This is a genomic window from Bacillus sp. ILBB4 (assembly GCF_035064545.1).
GTDB lineage: Bacteria > Bacillota > Bacilli > Bacillales > Bacillaceae_H > Priestia.
Window position 1 is genome coordinate 437,882 of record NZ_JAIQVD010000001.1, and the last position, 15,237, is coordinate 453,118.

Sequence of the window (15,237 nt, forward strand, 5' to 3'; positions counted from 1 at the left end):
CTTACACCTCATCATGTTCCGAGACACTCTGGTTGCGCTTATTTTACTAAGCTAAGCTTAATAAGTGATTCTGCAATTTGTACAGAATTCCAAGCTGCACCTTTTAACAAGTTATCAGAAACGATCCACATATGGAAACCGTTATCGCGATCTAAATCTTTACGAATACGGCCGACAAACACATCTCGTTTACCTACACAATCTGCTGGCATTGGATATACTTGATTTTCTGGATCATCTTGCAATACGATACCAGGTGCATCAGCCAATAAATTTTTCACATCAGCTACCGTTACACCGTCTTTTTCAATTTCAATGTACACTGACTCTGAATGACCTGTTACAACCGGTAGACGAACACAAGTAGCAGCTACTGGCAATTCAGGCATGCTCATAATTTTCTTCGTTTCATTAATCATTTTCATTTCTTCAAATGTAAAACCGTTATCTTGAAATTTATCAATTTGCGGAATGGCATTAAAAGCAATTTGATAATGTTTTTTATCTCCACCAACCGGTAAAATTTCCGGTGTAAACTCTTTTTCTTCTAAAATAGCTTTAGCTTGTTCTTTTAATTCATTAATTGCAGCAGCTCCTGCTCCAGAAACGGCTTGATACGTTGATACTAGCACTTTAGATAAGCCGTATGTTTCGCGCAATGGCTGTAATGCTGCAACCATTTGAATTGTAGAGCAGTTTGGATTAGCAATAATTCCGTTATGTGCGTGTAATGCGTCTTCATTCACTTCCGGCACAACTAACGGGACATTTTCATCCATTCGATAAGCGCTTGTGTTGTCTACAACGATTGCTCCGCGTTTTACTGCCTCTGGTGCAAGTGCTTTTGAAATGCTCCCGCCTGCACTGAATAAAGCAATGTCTACGCCTTCAAAGCTATCCGGAGTTGCTTCTTGCACAACAACTTCTTCTCCGTTAAACAACACTTTTTTACCAGCTGAACGAGCTGAAGATAATAACGTTAATTTACCAACTGGAAAATTACGCTCCTGTAGGGTTTTAATCATTTGTTGTCCTACTGCACCTGTTGCTCCTACTACTGCTACATGTAATTCTCTTGTCATTTTAATACCGCCTCCAACAATTTTCAACTACTCAACATTTATCTGCATATACTGACTATTTTAACATATTATTATGCTTCATTGCGTCAAAGAAGAGAAGATTTTTAAAATCTTCTCTTCTTTGAGATTGAGAGTTCTCTTACAGCCGCAGTATTGAATAGATTCATGCAACAGCAAGAGGCATATATGTCCTATGACTCTTGACCGTCGCGGAACCTTTCGACAATAACAGGCTGAATCTGTTTATCTTCAAGCGCTGCGTACACCGTGTCTGATAACATCGTCATACGCGCTACCATTGAATTTGGCTTAAGCACCGGGTCATCTTGACCAAATGGAATAAAATAAATATTTTTAGTCGCCATTAGCCTCATTAAGTTTACACCATTTAGCCCTAGTGCGTCATTAGTCGAAATTCCCAGTACCACCGGCTTATTATTACGAAGCGTTGCTTTAGCTGCCATGAGTACCGGAGATTCAGTCATTGCATTTGCAAACTTACTCATCGTATTCCCAGTGATCGGGGCAACCACCATACAATCAAGCGGAATTTTTGGTCCTAAAGGCTCTGCTTTTACAATTGTATTGATGACGGCGTGACCTGTTAATTCCTCAATTTTCTTCACCCAGTCTTCTCCATCTCCAAAACGAGTATTTGTGGATTGTACAGTGTAAGAAACAACCGGTAACACTTCTGCTCCCAAATTAACAAGCTTTTCAATTTCCGGCATAACCGCATCATACGTACAGTGAGATCCGGTTAAGCCAAACCCTATTCTTTTACCTTTTAATGACATTATTTTTTCTCCTCTCTCGCATCCGCAGCGTCTTTTAATAAATTCACTAATACATTAGCGACAATCTGACCTGCTGTTTTTGGAGCCACAATTCCTGGAAGACCAGGTGCTAAAATAGCTTTAATTCCCCGTTTTTCTGCATAGCGGAAATCGGTTCCTCCAGGCTTTGAAGCTAAATCAATAATGAGCGCATGGGTCGGGACATTAGATAATGTCTTAGCCGTTAAGATGGGGTATGGAATGGTGTTAATACATATATCACTATCAGCAATTTCTTTATCGAGTTCAGAAAGATAGAAAGGTTGCAAACCCATTTCAGCAATACGTGCTAAATGTTCAGATTTTCTAGCTCCTACTTTTACATTGGCACCCAGTGCAGCAAAGGACCTCGCCACGCTCATTCCTACTCTTCCTAAACCTAGGACAGAAATATTTGAACCGTGAATAGTAAAATCTGTATGTTGAATAACAAGCATGATGGTACCTTCAACAGTAGGAATAGAGTTATAAATTGCTACATCATCACGCTCAAATAGCTGAACGAGTTTACGGTTTGTCGTTTTGACTAATTCGTTTAAATACCCATTGCTAATACCAGAATAAATAATGCAGTGCTCAGGCGTTTTTTTAAGTATTTCTTCAGTCAACACTACTTTTTCATTTGAAAAAATAGTATCTACTTGCCCTTCGTGATTTGTTCCAGGCACTGGAAGGATGATGGCGTCAACATCTGAAAAATCCAGCTCCTCTATCTGATATTTCGTCGCACCTGTAAAACCATGATCTAGCTGATCAAAACCAATAAGAGAGGTTTTTGCATCTAATTGAATTAATTTTCGAATGACTTCAAGCTGCCTAGCATCACCGCCAATTACAGCTATGTGCAAATCCGTTAACATGTTTCATTTTCACCTTCTTTAACATTAAATAGATGTATCTTTCGCTTAAACCATCGAGATGTAAAGTGCTATCATTACGCCCTAGAATGCCTATTGCTTTTCTCCAACATACTATGTAAACACACAGGAATCGGTGAATCTTTATCGCTGAAAATAAAAGAAACGAGATGCAGTAAGCATCTCGTTTCTTATTTTGTTGACTCATTGTTTATGTCTTCTAGCTGATGGACATTTACAATCACCATATCTGTACCAATTTTCTCGATATTCCCCCACGGCACTCGCACTTCATCTCCTTGCTTTCGAAACCCAAACCACTTCACAGATGGAATAATAAGCGCATTAATTTGTCCCGTATGTTCATTAATTTCAAGATCTGTTTGCCCTAAAATACCCAAACGCTCTGCTCGCTTAACATCTACAATTTCTTTTCCACTCAGTTCGCTTAATCTCATAAAATCCCTCCTTTCATCTAATTTATTGAACAACCATACAAAAAATTACAAAAAAATAAGGCTGGCTCAATTATTTTAGCCAGCCTTACTGTTACTGTTTAATTTCCTTTAAAACCTTTAGGTAAATCTCCACTCGGGCTTATTAATGAAAGAGCAAATTCATCTTTGAAAATATCTCGCGCAAGACCATTTACACTATCTTTAGTCACGGCATTAACAAGGTCTAAAATCTCATCTAATGAGCGGTGATAGCCTAGCATTAACTCATTTTTTCCGTTTCTGCTCATACGGCTATTTGTACTTTCGAGACTCAGCATTAAGTTTCCTTTCAGCTGCTCTTTGCTGTTAGAAAGTTCTTTATCCGTAATACCTTTGTCTTTCAGATCATAAAGCGTTTCTTGAACCGTATCATATAATACGTCAAGCTGATGGCTTCCCGTCCCCCCATAAATCGTGACAAGACCGCTGTCTCGATAAGAAGAATGATAAGAGAAAACAGAATAAGCCAAGCCGCGCTGTTCGCGGACTTCTTGGAACAAACGACTGCTCATACTTCCGCCAAGCACGTTATTTAATACAATTAAGCTATATACATCTTCTCCGCCGATTGGCAAACCTTTAAAGCCAAGGCAAAGATGAGCTTGCTCTGTTTCCTTTTTGCGCGCAATATGATTTGTATGGAACTCTGGCTGAACATATTGATGAGCGGAATGACTTGACGTATATGTACCAAAATAGTTTTCCACCTGTTGAATAAAACTTTCATCAATGTTTCCAGCTACTGAAATAACAATGTTTTCGGGAATATACATTTGCTCCATATACTGACGAAGCGAATCACCGTTAAATGTTTTTAACGTATCTTCCGTTCCTAAAATTGGATAGCCTAATGGATGATTGCCATATACGGCTTTTCCTAATAAATCATGTACAATATCATCAGGTGTATCTTCATACATTTTAATTTCTTCATATACAACATTTTTTTCACGAGCTAATTCCTCTTCATCAAATGAAGAATTAAAGAACATATCCGCCAGCACATCTAGCGCTTGATCTGCGTGTTCGTCTAATACTTTTGCATAGTAGCACGTGTATTCTTTAGAAGTGAATGCATTTACTTGTCCCCCAATGCGGTCGAAGCTTTCTGCAATTTCACGAGCAGATCTTGTTTTTGTTCCTTTAAAAAACATATGTTCAAGAAAATGTGATACACCATTAATTTCAGGGTGTTCACTTCGAGAACCCGTTCCGATCCACACCCCAATGGCCACAGATCGAACAGTTGGGATATTTTCCAATACAATTCTTACACCATTTTTGCACGTATATCGTTTTATCAAGCTAGTGCCTCCCTTTTGCTTATCTCACTTACTTCTTAGTAGAAGAAGGTATTTTCATCATTCGTTCTTCATCTAGCATTGTTGACACATCGCTAACTTTCAGGCCTTTGCGTTCAATATCGGTTAACAATTGGTCAAGTGATTCGGCCGTTGATTCAGTCGGGTGCATCAGTACAATAGCCCCTGGGTGAATCTTTTTCATTACTCGATTAATTAACACTTCTGAACTTGGCTTTTGCCAATCGATTGTATCAACCGTCCACATGATGGTACTCATTTTTAACTGAGAAGCAAGCGTTACTACTTCGGGGCGAAAACTGCCGCTCGGCGGAGCAAACCATTTTACTTTTTGTCCCGTAGTAGATGTAATAATATCATTCGTTTTTTTAAGCTGCTGATTGATTTGACTAGCCGATAAAGTGGCCATATCAGGATGAGAATAAGAGTGGTTTCCTACTTCATGACCTGCGTCTACAATCATTTTTGCCATATCTGGATTATTTTTAACCCATTTTCCTTCTAAAAAGAAAGTTGCTTTAGCATGGTGCTTTTTTAGCACTTCTAACATTTTAGGCAAATACTCGTTCCCCCATGCTACGTTCACTGTAAACGATACCATAGGCTTTTCATCGTGTCCACGGTAGATAGGTTCCTGCGGTAAATCACTCAAGTGAACCTTTGGTCTAACCTGTTTGTACACTAGTTTTTTTTCATCAAATTTACCCGCAGGTTTCATATTTTTATAAGAAGCAGCAAGATCAACTTTTATGCCGTTATAGCCAGGAACCCGTTTCCAAACGGGATCGATTCGTGCATCCGCTGCTGGCTTTTCATAATCTTTTGCTTTTTCTTCAATCTTTTGATATAACGCATCATGCTGAGCTGATACAAGTTGTACATCGGATTTAAGTGCTTCTATATATGCTTCAGCAAAAGGATTATAAATAGATTTATATGTAATTGCCAGTAAAAATAGAAATGCTGTAAATTGCACAATGGTTCTCTTCACTTATCCTTCCCCCTTTACCATTTAAAATATGTATAAAGAGGACAAGGTAGAACAAACATCTACAAACGATAAAATCGCCCTAAACATGGATTTTCTTCATGTATGGACGATTTCACAATATCTATATAGTAGTAAAAGAAGATTATTTTGTTTCTTTTGCTTTTTCTTCTTTTTCTTTTTGTTCTTTTAAAATTGCTTTACGAGATAAGTTAACGCGGCCTTGTTTATCAATTTCCATAACCTTAACTAAAATCTCGTCGCCAATCGATACAACGTCTTCCACTTTTCCAATACGCTCTTCTGCAAGCTCTGAAATGTGAACAAGCCCATCTTTTCCGCTGAAGATTTCTACAAATGCACCGAATTTTTCAATTCGTTTTACTTTTCCTAAGTACATTTGGCCGACTTCAACTTCGCGTACAAGATCTTCAATAATTTTCTTCGCTTTTTCATTCATCGGCTGATCAATAGAAGAAATGAAGATTGTACCATCTTGTTCGATATCAATTTTAACGCCTGTTTCTTCGATGATTTTATTGATTTGCTTGCCGCTTGGTCCAATAACATCACGAATTTTATCAGGGTTAATAGCCATTGTAAGGATCTTAGGCGCATATTGAGAAAGCTCTTGACGAGGCGTAGCAATCGTTGACATCATATGATTTAAGATCTGCATACGGCCTTTTTTTGCTTGTTGAAGGGCTTCATCCAATATTTCACGAGATAACCCGTCAATTTTAATATCCATTTGAAGCGCAGTTACGCCATTTTCCGTACCTGCTACTTTAAAGTCCATATCTCCTAGGTGATCTTCCATTCCTTGAATGTCCGTTAGAATCGAGTAGTGTTCACCTGATTTGATCAGACCCATGGCAATCCCTGCTACAGGTGCTTTAATTGGAACCCCAGCATCCATCATTGCAAGCGTACTTGCACAAATACTTGCTTGTGAAGTAGAACCGTTTGACTCTAATACTTCAGATACAAGACGAATTGTATAAGGGAAATCTTTTTCATTTGGAATAACCGGCTCAAGTGCACGTTCACCTAGCGCACCATGTCCAATTTCACGACGACCCGGTCCGCGCATCGGTCTAGTTTCACCAACACTAAATGAAGGGAAGTTATAGTGATGCATGAAGCGTTTAGATTCTTCTACACTTAAACCATCTAAAATTTGCACATCGCCAAGTGCACCTAATGTACAGATGCTAAGCGCTTGAGTTTGTCCACGCGTAAATAATCCAGATCCGTGTGTACGAGGAAGCAAGTTTGTTTCAGAAGAAAGTGGACGAATTTCATCAATACTACGGCCATCAGGACGCACTTTTTCTTCTGTGATCAAGCGACGCACTTCACTTTTAACAAGCTTCGATAAAATTTCATTCACTTGATTTAGTACTTCTTCTTCTACATCTTGCTCTTCAAATTTTGCAGCTACTGCGCTTTTCACTTCTTTAATCGCATTTTCGCGCGCGTGCTTTTCTTGAACTTGAACGGCACGGTTCATGTCACCTTCTGCAATTTCACGAACTTGACGCTCAAGGTCAGCATCAACAGTATAAAGCTCAACTTCTACTTTTTCTTTGCCTACTGCTGCTACAATTTCTTCTTGGAACGCAATTAATTTTTTAATTTGCTCATGTCCAAACATAATTGCTTCTAACATTACTTCTTCCGGTACTTCATCAGCGCCTGCTTCAACCATGTTGATCGCGTCTTTTGTACCAGCAACCGTCAGATGAATATCGCTTTTTTCAAGCTCATCTACCGTTGGGTTTACAACAAATTCATTGTCTACACGGCCTACGATTACGCCTGCAATAGGACCTTCAAATGGAATATCAGATACTGATAATGCTAATGAAGAACCGAACATTGCCGCGATTTCTGAAGAACAGTTTTGATCTACGCTCATTACAACGCTGACAACTTGAACTTCATTTCGGAAACCATCTGCGAATAAAGGACGAATCGGACGGTCGATTAAACGGCTAGCCAAGATTGCTTTTTCACTTGGTCTGCCTTCACGCTTAATGAATCCACCTGGGATTTTACCGACTGCATATAAACGCTCTTCATAGTTTACTGTTAACGGGAAGAAATCTACATTTTTAGGCTCTTTTGAAGCCGTTGCTGTACTTAATACAACTGTGTCTCCATAGCGGATTAATGCTGCGCCATTTGCTTGTTTTGCCAACTGGCCAACTTCAACTTCTAGCTTTCGTCCAGCTAGATCTACGGAGAACACTCGTTTTTCTTGTTCCATATCGACGAGTACCCCTCTCTACATATAAAATATGTATGTAATCAAATGTGATAGTTTTATTATAAACGAAATATCCAAAAACAATAGCTTTTTTCACATTATGTAGCATCTTTAATGTTTCTTAAATGTACATACTAAAAAAGCGGGAATGCTCCCGCTTTCTTCTTATTATCGACGTAAACCAAGTTTGTTGATTAACTCACGATAACGAGTAACGTCTTTGTTACGTAGGTAGTTAAGTAAGTTACGACGTCGACCTACCATTTTTAAAAGACCACGACGTGAATGGTGATCCTTTTTATGAGTACGTAAGTGACCGTTTAGATTGTTAATTTGCTCTGTTAGGACAGCGATTTGAACTTCTGGAGAACCAGTGTCGTTCGCATGAGTTTTGTACTCACTAATGATTTCATTTTTACGCTCTTGTGTGATAGCCATCCTATTCACCTCCTTATTATTAAACCCCAGTTACCGAGCAAAACGTTGGTGAATCGTAATGCCAAGCAATGGTTGTTTTACATACAAGTGTTATGTTACTACTTATTAGAACAAAAAGCAAGTCGTAGCCACTATTTATATATATTTTTTTATTTCTTATGCTTTTGAATTCCTTCAAAATAAGCAAGGGCTTCTTCCTTGTCCTTTGAGATCTGACCGACAAGCTCTTCGATGCCGCTAAACTTTTTTTCTGAACGAATCATTCGGTGCCATTTCACCGTTACGTGCTGACCGTAGATTTGCTCGTCAAATGATAATAAGTGGACTTCGATTGTTGGCTTTTCTAAATTATCGTGAAAAGTCGGCTTGTAGCCCACGTTGCATACTCCTGCATACCACTTGCCGTGGAGCTGAAGCTCAACAGCATACACGCCGATGCGCGGAAGTAAATACTCATCGTCTAAAGCGATGTTAGCAGTCGGAAAACCTATTTGTCTGCCTCGCTTTTCTCCATGAGTTACTGTACCTGACACTTCATAATAGCGCCCAAGCAGCTCTTTTACTCGATGCATGTCTCCATTTGCTAAATTTTCGCGAATAAGCGTTGAACTAATTTTTTCTTCGCCATTTGTTAACTTATCAATTGTTGTTTGAGTGAATTTTGATCGAGAATGAAATGGTAGTATTTCCATTGTTCCTTTACCTAACTTTCCATACGTATAGTCAAATCCAGCTACCACATGCTGCACATTCAGGCCAATAATATACTGATCAACAAACTCTTGAGGCAATAGTGCTGCAAACTGTTTATCAAAATGAACGATATATAAAAAGTCAATTCCCATTTCCTCAATGAGTTTCTTTTTTTCTTGAAGTGGTGTGATCATATCAATGTGCTGCACATTACGCCCAAGCACCACAGAAGGGTGAGGAGTAAACGTCATAACAGCACTAGCTATGCCTTTTTCATCCGCTAACTGTTTTGCTGAATTTATCACTTGCTGATGCCCTAAATGCACACCATCAAAATAACCAAGCGCTAACACTGATTGTTGAACAGCTTCTCGTTGAAAGTGGTGTGGATGTCGAATTTCAATCGTTTCCAAAACACAGTTCACCTTTTCTCTAACCGGTCTAGTCGATTGCCAACACTTTAACCGGCTTCATTAAATGTTTTTTTGTTGGGTGCTGAGCATAAATTGCTAAGCACTTGCCTGCAGAATTTATCATTAAAAAGAATGGTTCTTTTTTTAACTCTTCATCTTCCGTACACGGCAATACCGCGCCATTTTTCACTTTCTCTGCTAATGTATCACTAATTTGAAGTTTCGGCAAATGATTAAGAGCTTCTTCGATCGAATGCAGTTTCTCAGTGATCGTTTCTTCTTCTACCGCCCGTTCAATATCTTCGAATGTCACACAATCTTCCAGTGAAAACTGCCCGGAACCTGTTCGCTGCAAATAAGACATATGAGATGGATAGCCAAGAGCTTCTCCAATCATCACAGCAAGCGTTCGCACATATGTACCTTTGCTGCACGTTACGCGGAATTTGAAGGAAATCTGTTCTCCCTCAAATGTAGAGCGATCATCCAGCAGTTCAAAGCTATAGATATGAATAGTTCTAACAGGGCGCTCTACCTCGATTCCTTGCCTTGCATATTCATATAGTTTTTTACCTTTGACCTTTACCGCTGAATACATTGGAGGGACTTGCTGAAGTTCTCCTGTCATCGAAGACAGCACTTCTTCGATTTGAGCACGTGAAAAAGAATCCTCTACTTTCTTTTCTTCTACAACCTCTCCGGAAGAATCTTCTGTTGTTGTAGAAAATCCGAGTGTAACTTCTCCTTCATAGGTTTTAGTAGCTCCTGTTAGATATTCTACAATCTTGGTAGCTCTACCGATACAAATAGGCAATACCCCTGTAACGTCTGGGTCTAATGTGCCTGTATGCCCTACTTTTTTAGTGCGAAGCAGCTTTCGGACTTTAAACACACAGTCGTGCGAAGTCAGCCCAGCTGGTTTATGTAAAACTAAAACACCGTCCACTCATTCTTCATCTCCTTTTCATTTAAAAAAGGGTGTCTCAGAAGCAAAAACCACTTTTGAGACACCCTTTTTTGTTTCTACATTCACTGATCTTATTCGTTCTCTTGATGGTCATCGCTTTCTTTTTTAATTTCATGAAGCAATGATTCAATTCGATTACCATAATCAATTGATTCATCAAACTCAAACGTAATTTCAGGTGTTTTACGTAAGCGAATGCGCTGACCGATTTCTGAGCGGATAAATCCTTTTGCTTTCGCAAGGCCTTTTAACGTATTCTCACGCTGTTCAGCATCTCCTAAAACAGAGATATACACTTTCGCTTGCTGTAAATCGCCTGATACTTGAACATCTGTTACAGTCACAAAACCGATGCGCGGATCCTTGATTTTACGATTTAAAATCTCGCCCATCTCTTTTTTCATTTGTTCTCCGACTCTAGTTGCTCTTATGTTCATCTGTGTCACCCCTTTTATAACCAATCAAAAGTTGTAATGGTACGTTCAATCTCTGGAAAAGAATCAATCAAGCTTAGCGCTTTTTGCAGTTCTTGTTCCGTTGTGACACGGCTAGATGAGACTGCGACAATGCTAATTTTTGTTCGTTGCCACACATCTTGAAAATCAGTTTCTGAAACTGATACGTTAAACCGCTGCTTCAAGCGCATCAAGATGCGCTGAAGCACGGCACGTTTTTCTTTAAGAGAAGCAGCATCGTAAATTAAGCATTCACACTCCACTAGTCCAATCATTTAGGATCAATTTGCTCCATTACATATGCTTCAATAATATCTCCTTCTTTAATATCATTGAAGTTTTTAATTGTAATACCACACTCATATCCTTGAGCGACTTCTTTTGCATCGTCTTTAAAGCGTTTTAGCACATCTACTTCACCTTCAAAGATAACAATTCCGTCACGGATTAAACGAATTCCACTGTTACGTGTAATTTTACCGTCTGTTACGTAACTTCCTGCGATTGTACCAACTTTTGATACTTTGAATGTTTGACGTACTTCCACTTGACCGATGATTTTTTCAGCAAACTCAGGATCAAGCATTCCTTTCATCGCAGATTCAATTTCTTCAATTACTTTATAAATAATGCGGTGAAGACGAATATCTACGTTTTCTACGTCAGCTGTACGTTTTGCTCCAGCATCCGGACGCACGTTAAAGCCGATAACGATTGCGTTAGAAGCAGTTGCAAGAATGATATCAGATTCTGTAATCGCACCTACACCCGTATGGATAATACGAACATTTACACCCTCTACATCAATCTTTTGAAGAGCAGCAGCCAATGCTTCTACAGAACCTTGTACGTCTGCTTTTACGATAAGATTTAAGTCTTTCATTTCACCTTGTTTAATTTTTTCAAATAAATCATCTAAGCTTACGCGAGATTTTTCACCACGCTGTTGTTCAAGCTGCTTTTGAGCACGAGCTTCTCCGATTTGACGAGCTGTTTTCTCATCTTCAAACACTAAGAAACGATCTCCAGCTAACGGAACTTCGTTTAAGCCAGTAATCTCAACCGGAGTAGATGGTCCTACTTCCTTCACTCGGCGGCCGATATCATTTACCATTGCGCGAACGCGGCCAAACGTATTTCCGACTACGATTGGATCACCTACGCGTAGTGTACCAGTTTGAACAAGAAGCGTTGCTACAGACCCACGGCCTTTATCTAGCTGTGCTTCTACAACTGTACCTGCTGCACGACGGTTAGGATTTGCTTTTAACTCTTCTACTTCACTTACAAGTAAAATCATTTCAAGCAATTGATCGATCCCTTCACCTGAAATGGCTGAAAGCTTACAGAAGATTGTTTCTCCGCCCCACTCTTCAGCTACAAGGCCGTGCTCCATTAGTTCTTGCATAACGCGATCTGGATTTGCTGCTTCTTTATCCATTTTGTTAACCGCAACAATAATTGGCACTTCTGCCGCTTTTGCATGGTTAATCGCTTCAATTGTTTGAGGCATTACACCATCGTCTGCTGCAACAACAAGGATTGTAATATCCGTTACTTGCGCACCGCGAGCACGCATCGTTGTAAATGCAGCATGTCCTGGTGTATCAAGGAATGTAATTTTCTTTTCGTCAACCACAACTTGATAAGCACCGATATGCTGCGTGATACCGCCTGCTTCTGCAGCCGTTACTTTTGTGTTACGGATAGAGTCAAGAAGCGTCGTTTTACCGTGGTCAACGTGACCCATGATTGTAACAACTGGAGGACGCACTTGAAGGTCTTTTTCGTCATCAATGATTTCTAATGATTCAAAAGCAGTGTCATCTACTACTACTTCTTCTTCAACTTCTACACCGTATTCTCCGGCAATTAGTTCGATAGAATCTTTATCTAACTCTTGGTTAATTGTTGCCATTACACCAAGCATAAATAGTTTTTTAATAATTTCAGAAGGCTCTTTGCCTAATTCTTTTGCTAACTCAGAAACCGTTAAGCTTCCGACAAACGTTACTTTTTCCGGTAACTCTTTTGCAGCTGCTGGAGCTGGTCTACCTTTTGGTGCCTGTGACTTTTGTGCCTGTGGCTTTTTGTTACCTTTATTGTTTCCTTTGTTAGCTGTTGATTTTGTATTTTTATTCAATACTTTCACCCCCATAAAATTAACCGAGCATCGTTGCTAGCTTTTTAGCAAATCCCTCGTCCATCACGGCTACTACAACTCGAGCATCTTTACCAATCGCTTGACCTAGCGTATAGCGATCGGGAACGATTTTAACCGAAACGTTGTAGTAAGAACATTTATCCGTTACTTTTTTCTTTGTGTTTTCAGACGCATCGCTTGCTAAAAGTACTAACTTTGCTTTTTGTTTCCGAACTTCTCTAACCACAAGTTCTTCTCCAGAAATCAATTTGCGTGCACGGTTTGCAAGCCCTAAAAAGGAGATCCATTGTTCATTCATTAGCGTGACTGTTTCTCCTTTTCTACAAGCGCTAGCAACTCTTCATAAACCGCTTCATCTATTGACGCGCCTAAATGTGTCGAAAGCACATTTTTCTTTTTTGCCAATAAAATTGCTTCTTTATCCTTGCTTACATAAGCTCCGCGCCCGGACTTTTTACCCGTTACATCAACTGAAACGTCGCCTTCTTTTGAGCGTACAACGCGTACTAGCTCTTTTTTAGGCTTCATTTCTCCAGTGGCCACACATTTTCGCATCGGGACTTTTTTACGATTGTTCACCTTGGCTCACCTCTTATTCCATATCTTCATCTGAATCAAATGCATGTTGACTTACTAGCATATCGTCGCTGTTTTTTACAACCATACCTTCTTGTTCAGCTTCTGATTGACTTTTAATATCAATTTTCCAGCCTGTCAGCTTAGCAGCTAGACGTGCATTTTGTCCACGTTTACCAATTGCAAGTGACAGCTGATAGTCAGGAACGATAACAGTTGTTGCTTTTTCATTTTCATCTACAATCACATCTACTACCTTAGATGGACTTAAAGCATTGGCAACAAATTCAACTGGGTCATTTGACCAGCGAACGATATCAATTTTTTCACCTTTTAGTTCATTTACAACAGCCTGTACGCGCTGACCTTTTGGCCCAACACAAGAACCGACCGGATCTACTTCAGCATACTCAGAATGAACAGAGATTTTTGAACGGTCTCCAGCTTCGCGAGCTACTGATTTTAATTCAACTGTACCGTCATAGATTTCCGGTACTTCTTTTTCGAAAAGACGTTTTAAAAGACCTGGGTGCGTACGTGAAACATAGATTTGTGGGCCTTTTGTTGTTTTTTCTACTTTCGTAATATACACTTTAATACGATCATGAGGTTTATACTGTTCATTTGGCATTTGCTCGCTTTGAGGAAGCAATGCTTCAATTTTGCCAAGGCTCACATAAATGAAGCGAGAATCTTGACGCTGAACAATACCTGTCATAATATCTTCTTCGCGATCGCTGAACTCTGAATAGATAACGCCTCGTTCCGCCTCACGAACACGCTGTGTAACAACTTGTTTTGCTGTTTGAGCCGCGATGCGCCCAAAGTCTTTTGGCGTTACTTCGATTTCAACCACATCGTCTAGCTGGAAGTTAGGGTTGATTGTTTGTGCTTCTTCAACCGAAATTTCCAGGCGTGGATCATATACTTCATCAACCACATCTTTGCGAGCAAACACGCGCATTGAACCTCTTTCTAAATTTAAATCAACGCGTACGTTTTGCGCTTGGTTAAAGTTGCGTTTGTAAGCAGAAATTAGCGCTGCTTCAATTGCTTCAATAATTACATCTTTGCTAATGCCTTTCTCTTTTTCAAGAATGACTAAGGCATCAAATAACTCACTGCTCATCGTTGGATAATCCCCCTTTAATATTGGCCCCTACACATTAAAATACAATCGCTAATCGAGCAAAAGCGACTTTGTCATATGGTAAAACCACTGTTTTTGTGCGTGTTTTGATACGAATAGATAATGTGACAGTTTCTCCGTCAAATGATTGTAATTCGCCTTCAAATTCTTTTGCACCTTCAATTGGTTCATATGTTTTTATGTATACATGCTTACCAATTGCACGTTCAAAATCTTTATCTTTTTTTAATGGGCGTTCCGCACCAGGCGATGATACTTCTAAAAAATAGTTATGAGGGATTGGATCTACTGCATCCATTTTCTCACTCAATTTTTCACTTACTGCTCCGCAGTCTTCGATATCCACGCCGTTATCAGAGTCGATAAACACACGTAAAAACCAATCTTTTCCTTCTTTTACGTATTCAATTTCAACAAGCTCTAAATTCATTTCCTCTAAGATAGGGGAAACCATTTCTTCCACTGTTTGTTTTACATTTTTACTCATTCTAATCCTCCCTTCGAGACATTGCATGGTATGTTTAGGT

The 15,237-nt window shown here is 39.4% G+C and carries 16 protein-coding genes and 1 pseudogene; all 17 read right to left on the minus strand.

The genetic code is table 11. The features are described from left to right. Nucleotides 1–38: 38 nt before the first annotated feature. Nucleotides 39–1,082, minus strand: a complete 1,044-nt coding sequence (asd, locus tag LAV82_RS02400) for an aspartate-semialdehyde dehydrogenase (protein ID WP_013058824.1) — start codon at nt 1,080–1,082, stop codon at nt 39–41. A 191-nt stretch (nt 1,083–1,273) separates the two neighbouring features. Then, nucleotides 1,274–1,879, minus strand: a complete 606-nt coding sequence (locus LAV82_RS02405; protein WP_013058825.1) for a dipicolinate synthase subunit B — start codon at nt 1,877–1,879, stop codon at nt 1,274–1,276. Further along, nucleotides 1,879–2,778, minus strand: a complete 900-nt coding sequence (gene dpaA, locus LAV82_RS02410; RefSeq protein ID WP_013058826.1) for a dipicolinic acid synthetase subunit A — start codon at nt 2,776–2,778, stop codon at nt 1,879–1,881. Before dpaA ends, LAV82_RS02405 begins: the two co-directional genes overlap by 1 nt. Before the next feature lie 188 nt (nt 2,779–2,966). Beyond that, nucleotides 2,967–3,233, minus strand: coding sequence for a YlmC/YmxH family sporulation protein (locus LAV82_RS02415; protein ID WP_013058827.1), 267 nt, complete (start codon nt 3,231–3,233; stop codon nt 2,967–2,969). Between the two features lie 98 nt (nt 3,234–3,331). Next, the gene (locus LAV82_RS02420) at nt 3,332–4,576 is read right to left on the minus strand and encodes a M16 family metallopeptidase (RefSeq protein WP_013058828.1); all 1,245 of its coding nucleotides are present in this window, start codon (nt 4,574–4,576) and stop codon (nt 3,332–3,334) included. Nucleotides 4,577–4,604: 28 nt separating this feature from the next. Continuing rightward, on the minus strand, nt 4,605–5,585 hold the full coding sequence (locus tag LAV82_RS02425) for a polysaccharide deacetylase family protein (RefSeq protein ID WP_499715607.1): 981 nt from the start codon (nt 5,583–5,585) through the stop codon (nt 4,605–4,607). A 142-nt stretch (nt 5,586–5,727) separates the two neighbouring features. Beyond that, nucleotides 5,728–7,854: a polyribonucleotide nucleotidyltransferase gene (pnp, locus tag LAV82_RS02430; RefSeq protein WP_013058830.1), complete on the minus strand. Its 2,127-nt coding sequence runs from the start codon at nt 7,852–7,854 to the stop codon at nt 5,728–5,730. A 168-nt stretch (nt 7,855–8,022) separates the two neighbouring features. Then, nucleotides 8,023–8,292 (minus strand): 30S ribosomal protein S15, encoded by a 270-nt coding sequence (rpsO, locus tag LAV82_RS02435; protein WP_013058831.1) that lies wholly within the window; start codon nt 8,290–8,292, stop codon nt 8,023–8,025. Nucleotides 8,293–8,441: 149 nt separating this feature from the next. Further along, on the minus strand, nt 8,442–9,398 hold the full coding sequence (ribF, locus tag LAV82_RS02440) for a bifunctional riboflavin kinase/FAD synthetase (RefSeq protein WP_499715610.1): 957 nt from the start codon (nt 9,396–9,398) through the stop codon (nt 8,442–8,444). A gap of 28 nt (nt 9,399–9,426) precedes the next feature. Continuing rightward, on the minus strand, nt 9,427–10,344 hold the full coding sequence (gene truB, locus LAV82_RS02445) for a tRNA pseudouridine(55) synthase TruB (protein WP_013058833.1): 918 nt from the start codon (nt 10,342–10,344) through the stop codon (nt 9,427–9,429). 92 nt (nt 10,345–10,436) lie between these two features. After that, complete coding sequence (gene rbfA, locus LAV82_RS02450; protein WP_013058834.1) at nt 10,437–10,802, minus strand: 30S ribosome-binding factor RbfA; 366 nt, start codon at nt 10,800–10,802, stop codon at nt 10,437–10,439. Between the two features lie 14 nt (nt 10,803–10,816). Next, nucleotides 10,817–11,095: a DUF503 domain-containing protein gene (locus LAV82_RS02455; protein ID WP_013058835.1), complete on the minus strand. Its 279-nt coding sequence runs from the start codon at nt 11,093–11,095 to the stop codon at nt 10,817–10,819. Then, nucleotides 11,092–12,936 (minus strand): annotated as a pseudogene (gene infB, locus LAV82_RS02460) (translation initiation factor IF-2); the annotation flags it as partial. The gene LAV82_RS02455 and the pseudogene infB, both read right to left, overlap by 4 nt. A gap of 46 nt (nt 12,937–12,982) precedes the next feature. Next, nucleotides 12,983–13,282, minus strand: coding sequence for a YlxQ family RNA-binding protein (locus LAV82_RS02465; protein WP_013058837.1), 300 nt, complete (start codon nt 13,280–13,282; stop codon nt 12,983–12,985). Continuing rightward, nucleotides 13,282–13,563, minus strand: a complete 282-nt coding sequence (gene rnpM / locus LAV82_RS02470; protein WP_013058838.1) for an RNase P modulator RnpM — start codon at nt 13,561–13,563, stop codon at nt 13,282–13,284. The genes LAV82_RS02465 and rnpM overlap by 1 nt, the downstream gene beginning before the upstream one ends. A 13-nt stretch (nt 13,564–13,576) precedes the next feature. Then, complete coding sequence (nusA, locus tag LAV82_RS02475) at nt 13,577–14,689, minus strand: transcription termination factor NusA (RefSeq protein WP_013058839.1); 1,113 nt, start codon at nt 14,687–14,689, stop codon at nt 13,577–13,579. Between the two features lie 37 nt (nt 14,690–14,726). Beyond that, nucleotides 14,727–15,197, minus strand: a complete 471-nt coding sequence (gene rimP, locus LAV82_RS02480) for a ribosome maturation factor RimP (RefSeq protein ID WP_013058840.1) — start codon at nt 15,195–15,197, stop codon at nt 14,727–14,729. Between the last annotated feature and the right edge of the window lie 40 nt (nt 15,198–15,237).